The organism is Acinetobacter sp. DL27, from assembly GCF_055810995.1.
The window spans coordinates 2,124,079-2,142,797 of the sequence record NZ_CM147947.1 but is presented as its reverse complement, the minus strand read 5'-3'; the positions used below and the strand labels follow the sequence as shown (position 1 = coordinate 2,142,797).

Genomic DNA, 18,719 nt, shown 5'->3' with positions numbered 1-18,719 from the left:
ATATAAGCCCATGGATTTTGATTTTAATTTGATACTTGTTCCTGTCACACTAATTTTCTTTTTGGTGTGGTTGCTCGATAAATTTGTATTTAAACAACGAGCGACGAAAGGCAAGGGAAATGAAAATTTTGTCATTACGTGGGCTTATGATTTTTGGCCAGTCCTTGCGATTGTTCTATGCTTACGTTCATTCTTTTATGAACCTTTTAATATTCCTTCAGACTCGATGGTGCCGACTTTAGAAACGGGTGACTTCATCTTGGTTAATAAGTTTGACTATGGTGTGCGCCTGCCGATTGTGAATAAAAAAGTGATTGATGTGGGTGAGCCTGAGCGTGGTGATGTGATCGTCTTCCGTTATCCACCGCAACCGACGATCAGCTATATCAAACGTGTGGTTGGTATTCCTGGCGATCACATTGTTTTTGATCATGGCCAATTAACCATTAATGGTCAAAAAGTTGCTAAGGTTCCTGTTGAATTTAGTCGTGAAAAAGACCGTTTAGATACGCCTACTTCGATATATCATAAAGAAACCATTGGCAAGCATACCTTTACCATGCGTGAGTTAGAAGGTGTTAATGTTGCACGCCAAGCACCCTATATTAACTTTGTAGAAAATGGTAAATACTCTGCTGAAAATGGTTTATATTGGGAAGTGAAAGTAAAAGAAGGTGAGTACTTTGCGATGGGGGATAATCGCGACCAAAGTGCTGACAGTCGTTTCTGGGGAATGGTTCCTGAACAGAACCTAACAGGTCGTGCATTTTATATTTGGATGCATAAAGAACCTGGCTTTAAGTTGCCGTCATTTAACCGTAACGGTAGCATTGACTAATATCGATTCGGAAAATAAAAAATGCGCAAGAATCAACAAGGGGCATCTTATATCGCCATTTTATTTGCAATCATGGGGTTTGCATTTATGGCGAAAGTGGCAATTGCAGTTTGGGCTCCCTATTTTGATGATCGGATGATCAATAGCCAAATTGAGGAAGTATTTCAAAGCAGCCCGAAAAATATTCAGCCCGCGGAGTTTGAGAGTCAGCTTTCAAAGCGTTTGGATATGAATGGCATTCGTGATGTGAAGATTAAAGAAATTATGCAAGTCACCAATACCGAAGGGTTGCAGGTGAAAAAGGAGTATGAGGTAAGAAAACCATTCTTGCTGAATATAGATTTAGTATTAAAGTTCGAGAAAAGTTTTGATCAAAGCTCAGTCCAAGCTAAGTGAAGCCCGCTTAGCGAGCCGTATCGGTTATCAGTTTAAACAACCTGAATTACTTCAGCTTGCACTGACCCACCGATCGGTGAGCCACAAATACAACTATGAGCGCCTAGAGTTTCTAGGCGATTCTTTGTTAGGGATGATTATTGCAAATTATCTCTACAAAGCTTATCCAACTGAGAACGAAGGCCGTTTGACGCGTATGCGTGCAACCTTGGTTCGTCAGGAAGCTTTAGGTAAGATTGCAAATAATTTAAAACTGAGCCAGTCACTCATTTTAAGTACAGGTGAGTTAAAATCAGGTGGACATCATCGCGAGTCCATCCTTGCGGATACGGTTGAATCTATTATTGGTGCAATCTATGTGGATTGTAGTGATTTAACGGTGTTGGAGCCGATTGTGTTAAAATGGTACGAGCCATATTTAGACCATATCGAGCCAACCGATCAACTTAAAGATCCTAAATCTCGTTTACAAGAATATCTTCAGGCACGAAAAAAAGCTCTCCCAGTTTATGATGTGGTCGATATTCAAGGCGATGCACCCAATCAGCATTTCAAAGTGGAGTGTAAAGTGGATGGATTGTCTGTTGTAATGGGTGAGGGTACCAGTCGCCGTTTTGCTGAACAAGCTGCTGCGGCGGATATTTTAAAACTTTTGGAGCAGTAATCTGCCATGTCAAATTCTTCCGATCACATCGATGCTGATCACGAGTCGCAAAGCGACAGTAATGATTTAATTAGCCAATTTTTTAGCGAACAAGGCACAGAAATCCCAACGGATTTTCGTAGCGGCTTTGTGGCAATTGTCGGTCGTCCAAACGTAGGCAAATCTACGTTGATGAATCATTTGTTGGGTCAAAAATTATCGATTACTTCACGTAAACCACAAACCACACGTCATAAAATTGTGGGAATTGATTCACGTGCAAAATCTCAAGCGGTATTTGTTGATACACCAGGGATGCATAAAAAAGAAGTACGCGCCATCAACAAAATGATGAACCGTGCTGCGTCTTCTGCATTGCGTGATGTCAACTTGGTATTGTTTGTTCTAGATGCAGACAAGTGGACTCAAAACGATGAGCTCGTTTTGGAAAAACTCAAAAATGCAGAGATGCCAGTGATTCTTGTGATAAATAAAATTGATACACTTGAAAATAAAAACCATGCATTACCTTTGATTCAACAGCGTGCAAAATTAATGAATTTTGCTGAGATTGTTCCTGTTTCTGCACTACGTGGTGCAAACTTAGACCATCTGCGCGATACCATTGAAAAATATTTACCTTTCCAGCCACCGATGTATTCATTGGATCAACTGACAGATCGTTCTGAGCGTTTCTTGGCATCAGAAATTATCCGTGAAAAGATTATGCGTCAGTTGGGTGAAGAGCTACCTTATGATTTAACCGTGCAAATTGAGTCGTTTAAGACTGAAGAAGCAACCGTGAATGAAAAAACAGGTCGTCCAAAACCAGCGTGTACATACATTGATGCAACGATTTTTGTAGACCGCCCAGGCCAGAAAGCAATTGTGATTGGTGAAAAAGGCGCTAAGCTTAAGAAAATCGGTATGGATGCCCGTATCGATATGGAAAAAATGTTTGAACAAAAGATCATGCTGACGCTTTGGGTTAAAGTGAAAGGTGGTTGGTCTGATGATGAACGTGCATTGAAAAGCTTAGGTTATAGCGATATCTAAGTTTTAAGAAAACAAATTTTTATAGGGATGGTGTTATGGTCAAAGTGTTCGCAGTAATGGCTTGTATGTTGTTTTTGCAAGGTTGTATACACAAGATCGTCACCGTTCCTGTAAAAATTGCGTATAAAACCACAAAAGGCGTGGTGAAAGGAACCGCAGCGGTGGTTGGTGCTGTTATCCCAGATGGGGATGATGAAGACAGCGAACAGAATGATAAAGATAAAAAAGATTAGTTAATTCCTCATGCGCAATGAAGTACTGCATGGTTATTTAATTCACCATAGAAAATACCGTGAACGTAGTCATATTGTGCATTTATTTACCCAAGAGCATGGGCGAGTTGATGGTATTTTAAGACAAACTCCGCCACCACAATATCAGCCGATCTGTTTACAAGCTTCGGGTAAATCTGAACTCAAAAATTTTACAAAACTTGAAATTGTCAATCAGCCGATTTTTTTCTTTGGAGATGCCTTTTTTTCAGGTTTCTATCTCAATGAGATTTTACTCAGACTATGTCCACTCGAAGTACAAATGGAGCAGAGTTTTGCTCAATATGCGCATACGCTAACGCAATTACAACAACTGGCACAACAAGCCGATCCTAATCAGTTTTTAAAACAAATTCTAAGACAGTTTGAGCACGAACTGCTGGAAGATTTGGGTTATGCCTTAGATTTTTCGACCGATGCCAATCAATTTGAAATCCAAACATCACTCAACTATATATTTCAGTTGAATGAAGGCTTTATTCCTACTGCACAAGCTTCGCGAGCGACCTTGAATGGACAGCAAATTTTAAGTATGTGCCAATATGAAAAGGGTAGGGATTTTGGTTTGGAACAGTTACAATTACTGACCAAGCTGTATCGACAAATGATCAGTTCATTGTTGGGCGATCGCCCGTTAAAAAGTCGTCAGTTGTGGATTCAGAACACTCAAACTCAATCGTAATTAGGAAATGAATATGGCTGCATTACTTGGTGTAAATATTGACCACGTGGCAACTTTACGACAAGCGCGTGGAACGTCTTATCCAGATCCAGTCAATGCAGCACTGATCTGTGAGCAAGCAGGGGCGGAAGGGATTACCTTGCATTTACGTGAGGACCGTCGTCATATTCAGGACGATGATGTGCGTCGTATGCGTCCAGCGCTTAAAACGCGTATGAATTTAGAACTTGCAGTTACGGATGAAATGATTGCGTTTGCCAAAGAAATTAAACCGCATCATGTGTGTTTTGTTCCTGAAAAGCGCCAAGAAGTGACGACTGAAGGTGGTTTAGATGTGGTTGGACATTTTGACGATGTCAAAGCGGCAACTCAAGCCTTGTCTGAGATTGGCTGTGATGTGTCCTTGTTTATTGATGCTGACTTTGCACAAATTGATGCAGCAGTTGCTTGTGGTGCACCAACCATTGAAATTCATACAGGCGCTTATGCTGATGCAGAAACACCTGAAGCTCAGCAACATGAGCTTGAACGTATTGTAAAAGGTGCTGAATATGCAGCATCTAAAGGTTTAGTGGTGAATGCTGGGCATGGACTCAACCTTGAAAATGTGACGCCAATTGCGCAAATTCCACAGATTCATGAATTAAACATCGGGCATTCACTGATTGCTGATGCTATTTTTGTGGGCTTGGAACAAGCTGTACGAGAAATGAAAGCAGTGATTAAAGCTGCACGTTAATTTTAAAGTTTTTAAGATTTGAATATGTCGAATATCAATTATGATGAACTCATGAAGCCCGTCATGGACTTCTTGGGTTGTGAAACACCTAAAGCTTGGTTGACTGAAGCACTGAATAATCTTGATGTGCTGATGCAAGACCACGCGAATTGTGAGAAGAAAGCTGCAGGTACAGCGATGAACCTGATGTTTCGTTATAGCTTTTTTACCGATTTGCAGGTCAAGCTTGCACAATTGGTTCGTGAAGAAATGCTGCATTATGAGCAAGTGCTTGAATTTATGAAAAAGCGTGGGCTAGCGTGGAGCAATTTGAGTGCTGGGCGTTATGCGGGTGGTTTACGTAAAGAAGTGCGGACTTATGAGCCTGAGGCTTTAATTGATATTTTAATCATTGGTGCCTTTGTAGAAGCGCGTTCATGTGAGCGTTTTTACGCATTAGCACCTTTGGTCGATGATGAATTAGGTCGTTACTATCGTTACTTGCTGAAGTCGGAATCACGCCATTTTGAAGACTACTTGGCTTTGGCCTTAGAGGTTGCACAAACGGGTAAATTGAAGAATCCGAAAGAAGATATTCAAGCCCGTATTGAACATATCCGTAACGTCGAAAAAGAACTAATTAGTACACCTGATGATGTGTTCCGTTTCCATAGTGGTGTGCCTGCGGAAGCGGCTTAGGGAGGTGCACGAACGGTACCGTCTTTACGCTGTTCGACGTTGCAGATTCTAAGTGTAGATAGCCCTGACTCATTAAAAAGCCCAATTTTATCGATTGGGCTTTTTTATTAAAGAAGGGTGGATATGATGTATTGAGAGCTGTAATTTCTTTCAATAAAATCGCGAAATATGAATCAGCGGAATGAGTTGTTTGAGTAGGGATGCTTAGATTTTGACGAAGATTTATTGTACTTTTTTCATATCTTCTAGGTTCCACCATTGCACCTCATGAAAAAGTGTTGCATCAGAAAGAGTATTTTGCAAAGTCTCAGAGACATGACTTAATTGGGTTGAAAGATCTATTTTCTTAAAAAATATTTTTTAATGATTGGCTGTGGTGGGTGAATAAAAATTAAAAATAAGTTGTCATTTTACTCATAACGGTTACATGCAGTAGAAATATCTTTATAAGCAGGATCACTAAAACTAAGCTGGTATTCCCAATCTTCATTGTGAATTGCAGCGATTGCGAGTGGTTGTTGATTGAATTGTTCAGCAAGATGTTGGACTAATAGTTCACCGATAATTTGTCATTCCCATTTTTTCATTTCAATTGCTGTGATCGAGAAGTGATCTGAACGAATATCTGCGTGTGTTTTAAATGTGCCCATGATTTTTCTTGTGAATCATTTTTTAGTGTTTTTAAGATAAGTTATTTTTTCGAGAGTCGTCTAGTTCTGGCTTTCTGTTGAGCTTAGCTGGAAGATTTACATCTTAAGCAGCGAAACTTTTAAGATGTAGAAAAGAAGAAAGCCCACGACGTATTGTGTGGGCTTTCCTGAATTTGGCTCTCCAACCTGGGCTCGAACCAGGGACCTGCGGATTAACAGTCCGTCGCTCTACCGACTGAGCTATTGGAGAATCTGCATGCGATTATAAGGACATTTCATAGTGGGTCAAGTCTAAAATGTCATGTTGCTGTCATTTTTATATTGGATGCTTTTTATTTGAACAAAAAAAATCATTTTCAAAAAAAATCGTATTGAAGTGCTTGCAATGTTGAAAAGTCGTTGATAGTCTGATTTCAACAACAGAGCGTTTAAGTGAAAACTTAAACAGTGTGGATTTATAACCAACTTGCCAGCACTAAAATGGCTAAACAGGAGAAAGCGAATGAATACGCTTACCATTTCCGATATTTTTGCAAACCTAGCTGATTATCAAGATCAGTATCTTTCTATTATTTCAAACCCTGAACAATACTATACCCCTGTAGAGTCAGCCTATATTGATGTTTGGCCTGTCGGTTGTACAGACTTGTATTTGGGTGATTTATTACAACTTTGGTTTAGTGAGCGTTGGCTGGTCAACAGTCCTTGTCAACTGCTTTCCGCACAGTCGACGAGTACTCTTAAAAAGACTGTGAAGCGAGAGCATGATCTGTATTTGTATCAGTTGTCAGGCAGTGCTTTATTAGGCAGTAATCATTCAAAAGTCTGGTCTGCTGCTGAAGGCAAAAGCTTAGACGTGATTTTAGACAGTGCGTTTAAATACTATTGTATTTATAAAGGGGCTGAACGTCCCGATGCCTCAAACTTGCAGAAGTTGAAAACTTTTAAAACAGCAATTTGATCTGTCGTGCTGCATTAAAGTTTTCTTTGACGTGAAAAAGGCACTGAAATTTATCAGTGCCTTTCGTTTTTAGGGGCGAATAATCATACAGGTGGCTGTGGCATGGGCGTAGACTTTACCATCTTCATCTACAATTTTACCTTCAGAAATACCTAAGTTCTTACTGATGTTGATCACGCTGCCGATGGCAAGTAGTTCTTTGTCTCTTGGAATCGGTCGGCACATTTTAATATTCAGATCAATGGTGCCATAGCCAACACCAGCTTCAAGCATAGTATGTACGGCACAACCCGTCACTGAGTCGAGTACTGTTGCTGCAAAGCCACCATGCACGCCACCAAGTGGGTTTAAATGGCGATGATCTGCTTTTGCTTTAAAGCTAATCTTCCCTTCAGAAACTTCAAAAGGCTGCATGGGAATGGTTTCACTGATACTTGCAGGTGGAATTTTTCCTGTACACATGGCTTCTAAGAGTTGTAGTCCTGTCATTTCTTTGGGATTCATCTTGTTCATTCCTATATTTATCTATGAGTTCCTTTTTGGAACTTATTATCCAATTAAACAAAATTCAGTCTTTTCGTCAATATTCAGCATTGGATTGATCAGTACAAAATCAACGAAATCGTAATCATGGATTGAGCTCATGCTATGAACATATTGTAGGGAAAAGATTTAGGATTATTCATTTTGATAATTTGACTGTTGATAGAACGGAGCAGCCTAGACGTGATCATTGTTTTAATGTGGTGCACAAAATTTATACACTCTTTTGTTTTTTATTTATATATAAGATAAACAATGTTTTAGTAATTTTATACAGTCTTCACATGAAGAAGGAACTCACAATGAACGTGTCCTGTTTATGCGGTAAAACTAAGTTCCAAGCCGCACTCAAAAATCATGATGTGCATGCTTGTCATTGTTCTATGTGCCGCCAGCAGTCGAGCGGGGTACTCATGAGTATTGATGTCGAACCCAGTAGTTTAAAGTTTGACAATCAAGAATATTTAAAATTATTCAAGTCGTCGGATTGGGGGGAGCGTGGTTTTTGTAGCGAATGTGGCACGTCACTTTTTTGGCGAACTCAGGACGGCAGCTATTGCAATATCAATGTATTTGCGATGGAAGAACAGCCAAAAGATTTAAAGCTTACAACAGAAATTTATATTGATAATAAGCCTGATTTTTACCAATTTAAGTATTCTACAGAGCAGCTCACAGAAGCGGATGTGATTGCCTTATTTTCACCAGATGATGCTAAAAAATAAGGTATTCAGGTTGAATCATCTGAGTTACACATCGAGATTATTGATAAATTGCATGAGAAAAACTCTATAGATTTAATAAGATATATTCGATATATCTAAAGCAGGCTGTTGAATAAGGATGCTCAAACATGCTGCTTAAAATTTCCATTGCAATGTTGGCCTTTGCAGCCAATTCGGTGCTATGTCGTTTAGCATTGGCTGAGCAGCAGATTGATCCGATGAGTTTTAGCTTACTTCGGGTCTGTAGTGGTGCAATGGTGTTATTTCTACTGTATGTGCTCACTACTCATAAGGCCAAAATAGAGTGGAGTATAAAAAACGGGTTTTTTCTTGCCTTATATATTGTGGCTTTTTCACTGGCCTATTTGCATATCGATGCGGGTGTAGGTGCATTACTCCTGTTTGGGACAGTTCAGTTAAGTATGGTCGGTTATGGCCTGTGTCATGGTGAAAAAATCAATTTGCGACGCGGGTTGGGGTTATCGACTGCTATTTTAGGTCTCTTGATTTTATTGCTACCAGGGGCTTCGGCACCTCCTTTGGGTTATGCTGCATTGATGGTGCTTTCAGGCATAGGTTGGGCGATGTATAGCATCGCAGGTAAAAATATGCATAATCCACTGGCCAGTAGCTTGGCAAATTTTGTAGTGGCGATTCCTTTTGTTGTCTTGGTCTATTTGTTTTTTTATACACAGAGTTTTATCCAGCCAAAAGGTATGCTGTTGGCACTCTTATCTGGTGGTTTAGCATCGAGTGGGGCATATGTACTTTGGTATACCATAGTGAAAAAAATTGACCGAGTCACAGCCAGCAGCGTGCAATTGTCCGTGCCATGTTTGGCGATTCTTGGTGGGGCATTGTTTATTAGTGAGCCTTTGAGCTGGCGGATTATTTTGTCTGCAGTTATTGTGCTGGCTGGTATAGGTTTAGTGATTTGGGTGTCGAATAAAAAGGAAATTCCTAATAAAATTGAAAATTAGAAGATGTAAATAATGAAAGAGAATAGTGTATTGATTCCTGAAATTTACGCCTCTTATCCTTATGATGGAAAGATTTTAGAATATTATCAGGGCGTTTTTGAATCGGTGTATATAGTTTTGCATCCATTTTATAAAGCGGTCACATTGGAACTGGAACGTTATAATGTTGAAACGTGGCCTGAAAAAAATGAGTTTATCGAAGGCTGTTATCCAATTTCATGGCATGAAATTTTAAATTTAGTTGGGCTGGATAATATCTCTCAAATAGATGTTGCATTAAGAACGATGATCGGCGGTATTAAACAACAAGATGAAAATATAACTTGGGAAAAGCTGGTCCTTGATTTATACAAGCAGAGTGAAATTATTAATCCATGTGATGATGGGCATATTTCTCCATTTTTAGAGAATCCTCTTTTAGATGCAATAAAAAAGCTGGGTTATGAGTTTTTGTTGACTGTTGATGAACATGGAATAAATCAACCGAAAAAAATGCATATTAATGATTTGATCGTAAATGATCTTCTTGATGTATGCAATTACACTGAAGATCATCAACTCTTATTTGCTACACATTGGGACAGTCACTGTACCTTTTTATGTTCTTCCAAAAAAATCATTGATCAAATTTTAAAAATTCATCCATTTGAAGGATTTTTCTGTACACCGAATACGGAAGTATATTGGGGGCTTCACCAAATTTAAGCCATAAAAAAAACCCGCGAAATTCGCGGGTTTCTCTAATCTAACTTTAAAGGTCAAATTATTTTTCAGCAGCAATTGAAGCAATCGCGGCATCTACGCCTTCGATTGAATCAGCCGCTTTCTTGATACGTGCAAGCGCATCTACAAGTACTTCGTCAGCAGTTGCATAAGAAATACGCATGAAACCGCCTAAGCCGAATGCATCACCAGGAACTACGGCAACGCCAGTTTCTTCCAATAACCATTCCGAGAATTCTGTGCAAGATTTTAAGCCTTTGGCACGGATTAATGGACGGATGTTTGCATAAGCATAGAATGCGCCATCAGCAGGTAAGCAAGAAATACCGTTGATGTCGTTCAAACCGCTAACAACTAAGTCATGACGACGTTTGAATGCTTCAATCATTGGCTCAAGAACGTCTTGAGGACCATTCAACGCAGCTTCAGCAGCAACTTGTGAAATAGAAGTTGGGTTTGAAGTTGATTGCGATTGGATTTTTTTCATTGCGCCAATAAGCTTTGCAGGGCCCGCTGCATAGCCAATACGCCAGCCAGTCATTGCATAAGCTTTAGACACACCGTTTAACACGATTGTGCGGTCATAAAGGTCTGGTGCAACTGTTGCGATATTGTAGAATTCGTCATCCCAACGGATTGGTTCGTACATATCATCAGAAGCGATGTAAACTTCTGGGTATTTACGAAGAACATCAGCCAAAGCTTCTAATTCAGCTTTAGTGTAGATCATACCTGTTGGGTTTGATGGGCTGTTTAAAACCACTAAACGAGTTTTGTCTGTGATCGCAGCTTCAAGTTGAGCAGGTGTGATTTTGAAACGTTGTTCTTCACCACATTTTACAATAACAGGAACACCTTCAGCGATAATCACCATATCTGGGTAGCTTACCCAAAATGGTGCAGGGATGATCACTTCATCACCTTTGTTTAACAAAGCTAATGCTAAGTTAAAGAATGACTGCTTGCCGCCGCAAGAAACCAAAATTTGGTTTGCAGCATAATCAAGGTTATTGTCACGCTTGAATTTTGCAATAATCGCTTTTTTAAGGCCAGGCGTACCATCTACAGCGGTGTACTTTGTGAAACCGTTGTTAATCGCTGCAATTGCTGCATCTTTGATGTGTTGTGGGGTGTCGAAGTCAGGTTCACCTGCGCCCAAACCAATAACGTTCTTGCCAGCCGCTTTTAATTCAGCAGCTTTGTTGGTAACAGCAAGAGTTGGGGACGGTTTGATGGCATTCACACGATCAGAGAGACGTACGTCCACGGCAGTATTCCTTCTTATAGGGTTTAAAAAATAAAAAGCACACTATCTTAGCTTAAAAAACTCAAGCAAGGCGTTTAAAAACACAGATTTTCTGCAAAAAAACATAAAAAAAATTCAATTTTGAATTAATGATTTCAAAAATGTACAGAATTAGGAAGTTTCTCGCATCTTTATGAAAAAAACTTTAAAATAAGCGCAATTTGATGAGAGTGATGGTCATGAGTAAGCAACAGCCTACTTCAAAAAAACCTTTGGTGAATCTCCCATTCCCAATGCCAAATGCAGAACAAAGTGCTGACGATGTTGCACATAATCAGGTTCGTCCAAAACCTGAACAATATGCAGATCGTACTTGGATGCCACCACGTGGTACCCGTCGTTCAATGGGTAAACGTTGATTCGCCATTGAGATAAAAAAGCGCCCTGTTTAGGGTAATGCCAGTCAGTTAAGAGATTGACTGGCTTTTTCTTGGGTATTTTTGAGGTTTTCCTTTTACAACTCTTGGGTAACTCCTCATCCGTCTCTCAGGTAAAACATATCTATCAGATTTCTCCATTAAACTTTCCAGATGTTTGGGTAGATTACCTGCAGAAGCCAAAGAGTCGAATCTGAGTAAATTAAGAAGGGCAATAGATGCAATATGAAAACTGATCCTCAACGGGCTTACTTTGGCACGTTGAGCCATATATTTCATTTGTCTTCTTAGAACATTATAAGCAATCAAGACACCCCATAATTCTTGATAAATTAAGTCTGGCTGTTTGCTCCTTAAGTGCTTACCTTCCTGTAAATTGCTTTTAATTTCTCGGTAACACATTTCAATTTCCCAACGCTGAGCATATAACTTTGCCAAGGCTATAAGTGGGTATGTCTTTGAATCTAATAATGAAGTAATGTAACGTCTGATTTTTCCTGCCTGCTCAACTTCAATTAAACGTGCTTCCCAGTAATCTCCTAATGCTGGATTAAGTTTTTTGGCTCTTGCTGATATTGGCATCCTGATATGAAAATCATGTGGGGAATTCCGTTTAATTATGTCATAACGTAAATTATCTTTAGCTCGCATAAGCCAATGGCTTGATTCTCCACGTGTTTGCCAGCCTATTAAAAAATCAGCAGAGAAATAAGCTCGATCAAACAAAGTAATACTTTGTGCTGGAGGAGATAATTGATTTGCTAATGTGAGTTCACCTTGATCCATACTGCCTATTTGGGCATCTATGATTTCATGAGTATTGGTATTCACTAGACACGTGGCTCTAACTTGTGGGTAAGGTGCTACAGCAGTTTTACCTTTAGATGAGCCAAAATGATTAAAATTCTCCTTGGTCAGTGGCATAGACCAAACCACCCCGTCAACAGCACATACACTAAGACCTTGAAAGGTTGAATATTGTTGTTGTGATTCATCAAACCATGCTTGGCTGATTAAGGAGAATAAGGCAGCTAAGGGTTCTCGACCTAAACGTTGTCGAGCTTGGACAGCTGCACTAGGAACACAATAATCTGTTGTACCAAACACGAGTTTTAATTGTTCTACCACATAGCTGATGGGTTGATTGCGAAACAAGGCAAGCCCAAGAACAAGCCAAACCACGTGCTCAGCAGGTAATTTTCTCCTTCTGATCGATGCCTTACCTGTTTGATGCAGAGATGTTTCAATCCAATTTAAGTCAATAAGTTCACAAAAATGGCTAAGTGATGGGAGAGCATGTTCAAGAGTGGATTCTAAATGTTCAGATAAAGACATAAAAAAAATGAGCGTATTTACATACACTCATTTTTACTACATTTTTCTAATATTTGCTTAACTGACTGGCATTACCCTGTTTAGGGCGCTTTTTTATTGATCATTCGCTGAGTTGTAATTGCTAACCCGTCGATCATTTTCTGCATAGTAGGTTTTTTTGTGTTCATACATCGCAGTGTCGGCACGTTTAAGCATATCTTCAACCCGCTCATTTGGCTGGCTGGTGGCAGTGCCAACTGACACACTAATCGGTTGATGATTATTAAATTGGTTATCTACCATTAAAAGCTCATGCAGACTTTCAATACAATGGTTCAATGCGGCTTCATCGGCGGCAGGTAATAGCACCACAAATTCATCACCACCGATCCTTGAAGCAGAGTATTGGGTATTTTCAATTAACTGATTCAGGGTATTCCCCATACGGCGTAATAAGCTATCGCCTTGATCATGACCAAGGTTGTCATTGATAGCTTTTAAGCCATTCATATCTAGGAAAATACAAGACACAGGGCGTAGGTTATTGCGCTCAAGTCGATTAATTTCGGTGCTGTAGAAAGAGCGGTTATAAAGTTTGGTTAAGACATCATGTTTGCCTAAGTACTCAAGATAATTCTCGGCTTTTTTACGTGCAGTAATATCGGTGAGCGCCAGTTGAACCATACCCCAATCGTCTTCGAAGCCTGGAAACACGGCAAAATGTAACAGCACATGGCGAATACTGCCATCAAGCGCGTAGTTGACCGCTTCGCAGTTATGTTGAATATTGCCATCCCATAGTTCGAGCAACTGATGTCGAAAGGTCTGTTGGGTTTCGTTCTGAAAGACTTTATGCAAATTTTTAAGTAAATGGTCTTTGTCGCGTGCAGCAAACAAATCGAGCGTAGCTTGGTTGACATCGGTAACCATGATGTCTCTGAGACACTCATTAATAAAGTCATTGTGGACATCAAGGAAAGTTTTAAAGTCACTGATCCCCAAACGACGTAAATGATCTAAACGTGCTTTGACTCGGCTAAAGTCTTCAACCCAGAGCGAAGTAGGCGAGTATTGAAAACGTGCTTCAGCAATTAAACGACTTTTTTCTTCTAAACGTTGTGCATTGGCATAAGGCGTGATGTCTTCCGTGGTGATCAAAACCAATGAAAGATCGTGTTCATGACCGGGGAGCACTGTCCCTCGCAGGCGAATGTCAAGGCGATGACCTGTAAGCGTATAATTTACAGCAGTATTTTCAAATAAGGTCTCACCATTCCAAAGTGCGACCAGCTCATTTAAATGAGTGCTTGACATATCTGCTTTAAAAATTTGCGCAAGGTTCGCGGTTAAGTCTTCAAAACTTTGGGCTTCAAATTGTTTTAAGGTTTGCGGGTTGACATGCAGGACTTTAATTTTATGCGCACAACTTAAAATACGTGATTTGTCTTCCAACAGAAAAGACGCAATATCTTCAACACCTTGACTCCGCCAAAGATCGAATTGTTTTTGTACTTCGCTAAAGTCTTCTAACCACATGGCAATGGGAGATAATTCAAAAATAGGAGAGTCCAATAATTGCATTTATATCTCGTTTTTATGTTGGAATTGAAAGCAGTATAAGCGCTAAAAAAACTTTTTAAAATAATGTGATAAAAAAAGTTATTTTTAAAATTTATGTGAGTTTATGGGGTGATTTAGTCAAAAAATGCATATTTATTGCTCATGGAAAGTGCATAAGCCCCAATGGTTTTGAAGCTTAAAGAGTGTATATGCTGATATTGATAAGCGCTAAATGCTTTGAGGTCGATAGCGAAAAGTTTGTGATTGTTGATATTGATGGTCGCGCCAAAATAAATTGATCACCAATAGGTTTGGAATCAATACCATGAAGAATAAATACATCAAAAAATTGCTTCGTTGTTGTTGGTAAATCTGCATGAAGTCTTGGCTGCTGATGGTTGTATTGTCCGCTGTGATCGATAACACCAAAACTTCTGGGTAGATAAACTGACGGCTGTCTGAGTAATAACGAATACTGACTTTTTGTTGTTGAAAGTTTTCTAAGAGCGGGCAGCTCTTAAAGCGATCCATAAAATTACAAACCAGTTTTAGTGGTTGCTGCTGAGAAGGTTTATTTAACACAACATCTTCATAATGTGATTTATTGCGCCCAGAGCCCACAGTGTAGCTATTTAAGAGAATTTGGCCCTCGATGTGTTTTGGGTTGGATATATGGTTTGCAATACGCACAGCCGAATAGTCAGTAAATTTGCTGAGACTGGAAAGTGCAAAAACATTAATGATGAAGAAGGGCGCCGTCATGAATAAAATATTTAACAGGAGGTTATTCTTTTTCGGTTGTTCGTTATTTGTCTTTTTGAGGAAGGATAAGCATACAATGAAGATAAAGTAGACTGGGGATAGATTTATAAAACTGAAATCCTGAAATTGAGGCAGTTGATAAAATGCAATCAGCATGACAACGGCAACCACCATACTAAAAACGGCATGCTTATTTCTTTTAGATTTTAATACCTCGATGTGTCGATTGGTTCGTATAATGTATTTAAGTTTATGAAAAATATAATTATGATTTGCAGTGTAAGTCTATTTACATCAGTCGAAAAGAAAAAAGCAGAAACAGTACCGTCACATTTTTTTTGTATTAGTTGGCGATTGGGGAATAGGGGAGATTCTAATAACTCTATTATTTTTAACGAAAAAAGCCAATCTGATGGATTGGCTTTTTTGAGAAGACTGGATTTAACGTGAGGCTTTCCGCGCACGATGTTCAGGCTTCGGTGGTGCGATTTCTCGTGTGCCTTGCCAAACCTCAATGAAGTCTTGTTCATTGATATTATAAAGTTCCAACAGCGCTAGAATGGCACCACCAAAAAGCATGCGCCCCTCAGCGTTGGTCTCAAAATCAAATATCTTCCCAGACAGCGCATGTAAAATATCTTCAATTTCAAACACACGATCACGGCCATTACTGTCGGTTGGATACATACGCGTGTTGAGAATAATTTTGGCTAAGCTTTTTTCATTATCGGTTAAGGCCAAATGCTGAATCAGCATGTCATCATTTTGAGTGCTGAAAATCACGGCATCATTAAAAATGGTATGCAAAAACTTTTTATTTAGACGTGGTAGTGTTCTTTCCACAAATGGGCGAAATGATGCGGGGAAAATAACATTATGAGAAATGCCTTTAAACATAGGAGCAATTTCTTCAACTTTATAACCTGCAATACCACAGCCGATAGAGGTTAGAAAGTAAGTCATTTTAGGGTGATTTTTGGTATAGATTTTAAAGTCATCAATATAGTGTTGAATTTGCGAGAGCGGCATTTGCTGTAAGTGTTCGTTCATGGTGGGAATGGCATAACTTTGCCCTGACCAACCACGTCCGACGCCTTTTATTGCGCCAAAGTGTTCAAGTGCAGTTCGGGCAGCACCATCCGCATGTTGACCTGCCATGTTACTACCAAACACAAATACGGTATGTTCATCTAGGTTTTTGACGATGCTTTCGTCATGATATTGGTATGTCATAGGCTCTGATTTTTCGCTCTTCTTCACTTCATGTTGCCCTTGAAATACGGGGGGGTCAAGTGAAAAATCTTTGTAATATTTTCAGTAAATTACATTAAAAATCTAAAAGCAAGAATTGCTCGGGATTGAATCTGTTAAAATAGTCGGTTGAAGAAGCAAATCTTGGGATATGTCTGTGAGTGAGAAACAACCTTTTGATTTAGTCACCAATTACCAACCCGCAGGTGATCAGCCGCAAGCCATCGAAAAGCTTGTTGCTGGAATAGAAAAGGGCTATCACGACCAGTTGTTACTTGGGGTTACGGGTTCAGGTAAAACCTATACCATGGCCAACGTGATTGCGCGGACGCAACGTCCGACCATTGTCATGGCACATAATAAAACCTTAGCCGCACAGCTTTATGGTGAGTTCAAATCTTTCTTTCCGAACAATGCCGTCGAATATTTTGTCAGTTATTATGATTATTACCAACCTGAAGCCTATGTGCCATCTTCCGACACCTTCATTGAAAAAGATTCAGCGATCAATGACCACATTGACCAAATGCGTTTATCTGCGACGCGTTCTCTCTTAGAACGTCGCGATGCAATTATTGTTGCTTCAGTTTCTGCTATTTATGGTTTGGGTGATCCCAATGCTTATATGAGCATGTTGCTACATATTGTACAGGGCGATCGTATCGCACGTGATGACATCATTCGTCGTTTGGTGGAAATGCAATATAGCCGTAATGAGCTTGAGTTTTTACGTGGTACCTATCGTATCCGCGGTGAAATTATTGATATTTTCCCTGCCGAATCGGATCAGCATGCGATTCGAATCGAGTTATTTGATGATGAGGTCGATTCGATTCGTTGGTTCGATCCACTGACAGGTAAACTGGTCCGTAAAGTTCCGCGTGTGACCATTTATCCAAAAAGTCACTATGTAACACCGAAAGATAATTTAGAGCGCGCCATCGGCACGATTCGTGAAGAGTTAAAAGAGCGTTTAGGTTTCTTTCGTGCACATGACAAATTGCTTGAAGCTCAGCGAATTGAGCAACGCACTCGATATGATTTGGAAATGATGCAGCAGTTGGGCTACACCAACGGTATTGAAAACTATTCACGTCATTTATCCGGTCGTCCTGCGGGCGAAGCGCCACCGACCTTGTTTGATTATGTTCCTGACGACGCCTTACTGATTATTGATGAGTCACACGTCACTGTGCCGCAAATTGGCGCGATGTATAAAGGAGACCGTTCGCGTAAAGAAAATTTGGTGAATTATGGTTTCCGTCTTCCTAGTGCTTTAGATAACCGCCCAATGCAGTTTGAAGAATGGGAACGGATTACGCCAGCAACGATTTATGTCAGTGCTACACCAGCCAAATACGAGCTTGAAAAAGCCGAGCAAATAGCTGAGCAGGTGGTTCGTCCTACAGGGTTGATTGACCCCGAAATTGAAGTACGTCCGGTATTGACTCAAGTTGATGATGTCTTGTCTGAGATCAATATCCGTAAAGATCTCGATGAGCGCGTTTTAGTTACCACCTTAACCAAACGTATGGCAGAAGATTTAAGTTCGTACTTAAAAGAATATGGCGTCAAGGTTGCCTATCTGCACTCAGATATTGATACCGTTGAACGTGTGAAAATTATTCATGACTTACGTTCAGGTGTCTACGATGTTCTCGTCGGGATCAACTTACTACGTGAAGGCTTGGACATGCCTGAAGTATCTTTGGTGGCTATCTTGGATGCGGACAAAGAGGGTTTCTTGCGTTCTGAGCGCTCTTTGATTCAAACCATTGGTCGTGCAGCACGTAATGTAAAAGGCAAAGCGATTTTATATGGTGATCGGATTACCGATTCGATGCAAAAAGCCATCGATGAAACAGCCCGTCGTCGTGAAAAACAAATGGCCTTTAATGAGCTGCATGGCATTATTCCGCGCAGCACCATCAGACAAAATAAAAAGGATATTGATACAGGCGAAGTGCTGACAGATGATCAAGTTGAAAGTGGTATCACAGACCAACACCAAACGCTCAGTGCAGATGAGCAGCACTTGCTGTCCGATCCGAAACTTCTTGCCAAGCACTTAAGCAAGCTGGAAAAAGAAATGTTAAAAGCTTCTAAAGAGCTACAGTTTGAGCAAGCTGCACGTCTGCGAGATGAAATTTTGCGCTTAAAAGCACAACTTCTAACCTAAGTTGCATTTACATAACGCTACAGTAATTTGGGCAGAAAGCATTATTTTTTAAAGAGATGTTTATTTTTAGATCATAAATTCTGA

20 protein-coding genes and 1 tRNA gene are annotated in these 18,719 nt (G+C 39.9%); 14 read left to right on the top strand and 7 right to left on the bottom strand.

Going from position 1 to position 18,719, the window contains the following annotated elements; translation table 11 throughout:
- Positions 1-10 precede the first annotated feature (10 nt).
- The 8 genes from lepB to AC0KVP_RS10355 are packed head-to-tail and all read left to right on the top strand — an operon-like array spanning position 11 to position 5,304.
- Positions 11-838 carry a signal peptidase I gene (gene lepB / locus AC0KVP_RS10390; protein WP_004693669.1) on the top strand — a complete coding sequence of 276 codons (828 nt, stop codon included), beginning with the start codon at positions 11-13 and terminating at the stop codon, positions 836-838.
- A gap of 21 nt (positions 839-859) precedes the next feature.
- On the top strand, positions 860-1,234 hold the full coding sequence (locus tag AC0KVP_RS10385) for a DUF4845 domain-containing protein (RefSeq protein ID WP_004693667.1): 375 nt from the start codon (positions 860-862) through the stop codon (positions 1,232-1,234).
- Positions 1,206-1,898 carry a ribonuclease III gene (rnc, locus tag AC0KVP_RS10380; RefSeq protein WP_473336500.1) on the top strand — a complete coding sequence of 231 codons (693 nt, stop codon included), beginning with the start codon at positions 1,206-1,208 and terminating at the stop codon, positions 1,896-1,898. Before AC0KVP_RS10385 ends, rnc begins: the two co-directional genes overlap by 29 nt.
- Before the next feature lie 6 nt (positions 1,899-1,904).
- Positions 1,905-2,933 (top strand): GTPase Era, encoded by a 1,029-nt coding sequence (era, locus tag AC0KVP_RS10375; protein ID WP_062032393.1) that lies wholly within the window; start codon positions 1,905-1,907, stop codon positions 2,931-2,933.
- A 35-nt stretch (positions 2,934-2,968) separates the two neighbouring features.
- On the top strand, positions 2,969-3,166 hold the full coding sequence (locus AC0KVP_RS10370; protein WP_004693662.1) for an NF038104 family lipoprotein: 198 nt from the start codon (positions 2,969-2,971) through the stop codon (positions 3,164-3,166).
- A 10-nt stretch (positions 3,167-3,176) separates the two neighbouring features.
- Complete coding sequence (gene recO / locus AC0KVP_RS10365) at positions 3,177-3,887, top strand: DNA repair protein RecO (RefSeq protein WP_473336497.1); 711 nt, start codon at positions 3,177-3,179, stop codon at positions 3,885-3,887.
- Positions 3,888-3,900: 13 nt separating this feature from the next.
- The gene (gene pdxJ, locus AC0KVP_RS10360; protein WP_004980400.1) at positions 3,901-4,626 is read left to right on the top strand and encodes a pyridoxine 5'-phosphate synthase; all 726 of its coding nucleotides are present in this window, start codon (positions 3,901-3,903) and stop codon (positions 4,624-4,626) included.
- 24 nt (positions 4,627-4,650) lie between these two features.
- On the top strand, positions 4,651-5,304 hold the full coding sequence (locus AC0KVP_RS10355) for a MiaE family protein (protein WP_473336495.1): 654 nt from the start codon (positions 4,651-4,653) through the stop codon (positions 5,302-5,304).
- An 824-nt stretch (positions 5,305-6,128) separates the two neighbouring features.
- Here AC0KVP_RS10355 and AC0KVP_RS10350 read toward each other — a convergent pair.
- Positions 6,129-6,204: transfer RNA gene (locus AC0KVP_RS10350), tRNA-Asn, on the bottom strand.
- A 252-nt stretch (positions 6,205-6,456) separates the two neighbouring features.
- On the opposite strand from AC0KVP_RS10350, the gene AC0KVP_RS10345 reads away from it, so the two are divergent.
- The gene (locus AC0KVP_RS10345) at positions 6,457-6,915 is read left to right on the top strand and encodes a hypothetical protein (protein WP_473336493.1); all 459 of its coding nucleotides are present in this window, start codon (positions 6,457-6,459) and stop codon (positions 6,913-6,915) included.
- 69 nt (positions 6,916-6,984) lie between these two features.
- Here AC0KVP_RS10345 and AC0KVP_RS10340 read toward each other — a convergent pair whose 3' ends face one another.
- Entirely contained in the window at positions 6,985-7,419 is a 435-nt protein-coding gene (locus AC0KVP_RS10340; RefSeq protein ID WP_473336491.1) for a PaaI family thioesterase, read from the bottom strand.
- A 341-nt stretch (positions 7,420-7,760) separates the two neighbouring features.
- Here AC0KVP_RS10340 and AC0KVP_RS10335 point away from each other — a divergent pair, with 341 nt between their 5' ends.
- From AC0KVP_RS10335 to AC0KVP_RS10325, 3 genes are all read left to right on the top strand, one after another.
- Entirely contained in the window at positions 7,761-8,183 is a 423-nt protein-coding gene (locus AC0KVP_RS10335) for a GFA family protein (RefSeq protein ID WP_004693653.1), read from the top strand.
- Positions 8,184-8,311: 128 nt separating this feature from the next.
- The gene (locus AC0KVP_RS10330) at positions 8,312-9,163 is read left to right on the top strand and encodes a DMT family transporter (RefSeq protein WP_473336488.1); all 852 of its coding nucleotides are present in this window, start codon (positions 8,312-8,314) and stop codon (positions 9,161-9,163) included.
- 12 nt (positions 9,164-9,175) lie between these two features.
- Positions 9,176-9,868, top strand: a complete 693-nt coding sequence (locus tag AC0KVP_RS10325) for a DUF2711 family protein (RefSeq protein ID WP_473336486.1) — start codon at positions 9,176-9,178, stop codon at positions 9,866-9,868.
- A 58-nt stretch (positions 9,869-9,926) separates the two neighbouring features.
- On the opposite strand, the gene AC0KVP_RS10320 is transcribed toward AC0KVP_RS10325, so the two are convergent.
- Positions 9,927-11,153, bottom strand: coding sequence for a pyridoxal phosphate-dependent aminotransferase (locus tag AC0KVP_RS10320; RefSeq protein WP_005399684.1), 1,227 nt, complete (start codon positions 11,151-11,153; stop codon positions 9,927-9,929).
- 218 nt (positions 11,154-11,371) lie between these two features.
- On the opposite strand from AC0KVP_RS10320, the gene AC0KVP_RS10315 reads away from it, so the two are divergent.
- Positions 11,372-11,551 (top strand): hypothetical protein, encoded by a 180-nt coding sequence (locus tag AC0KVP_RS10315; RefSeq protein WP_004693646.1) that lies wholly within the window; start codon positions 11,372-11,374, stop codon positions 11,549-11,551.
- A gap of 48 nt (positions 11,552-11,599) precedes the next feature.
- On the opposite strand, the gene AC0KVP_RS10310 is transcribed toward AC0KVP_RS10315, so the two are convergent.
- The 4 genes from AC0KVP_RS10310 to AC0KVP_RS10295 all read right to left on the bottom strand — a co-directional run bounded on the left by AC0KVP_RS10310 (position 11,600) and on the right by AC0KVP_RS10295 (position 16,438).
- Positions 11,600-12,904, bottom strand: a complete 1,305-nt coding sequence (locus tag AC0KVP_RS10310) for an IS4 family transposase (RefSeq protein ID WP_032048861.1) — start codon at positions 12,902-12,904, stop codon at positions 11,600-11,602.
- Between the two features lie 93 nt (positions 12,905-12,997).
- The gene (locus tag AC0KVP_RS10305) at positions 12,998-14,464 is read right to left on the bottom strand and encodes a sensor domain-containing diguanylate cyclase (RefSeq protein ID WP_473336483.1); all 1,467 of its coding nucleotides are present in this window, start codon (positions 14,462-14,464) and stop codon (positions 12,998-13,000) included.
- Positions 14,465-14,671: 207 nt separating this feature from the next.
- Positions 14,672-15,205 carry a hypothetical protein gene (locus AC0KVP_RS10300; protein ID WP_473336481.1) on the bottom strand — a complete coding sequence of 178 codons (534 nt, stop codon included), beginning with the start codon at positions 15,203-15,205 and terminating at the stop codon, positions 14,672-14,674.
- Positions 15,206-15,646: 441 nt separating this feature from the next.
- Positions 15,647-16,438: an A1S_2505 family phage non-structural protein gene (locus AC0KVP_RS10295; protein ID WP_178895987.1), complete on the bottom strand. Its 792-nt coding sequence runs from the start codon at positions 16,436-16,438 to the stop codon at positions 15,647-15,649.
- A gap of 175 nt (positions 16,439-16,613) precedes the next feature.
- Between AC0KVP_RS10295 and uvrB the strand changes: the two genes are divergently transcribed.
- A complete protein-coding gene (gene uvrB / locus AC0KVP_RS10290) occupies positions 16,614-18,635 on the top strand; it encodes an excinuclease ABC subunit UvrB (RefSeq protein ID WP_087011130.1) in 2,022 nt (673 codons plus the stop codon).
- The last annotated feature ends 84 nt before the right edge of the window (positions 18,636-18,719 follow it).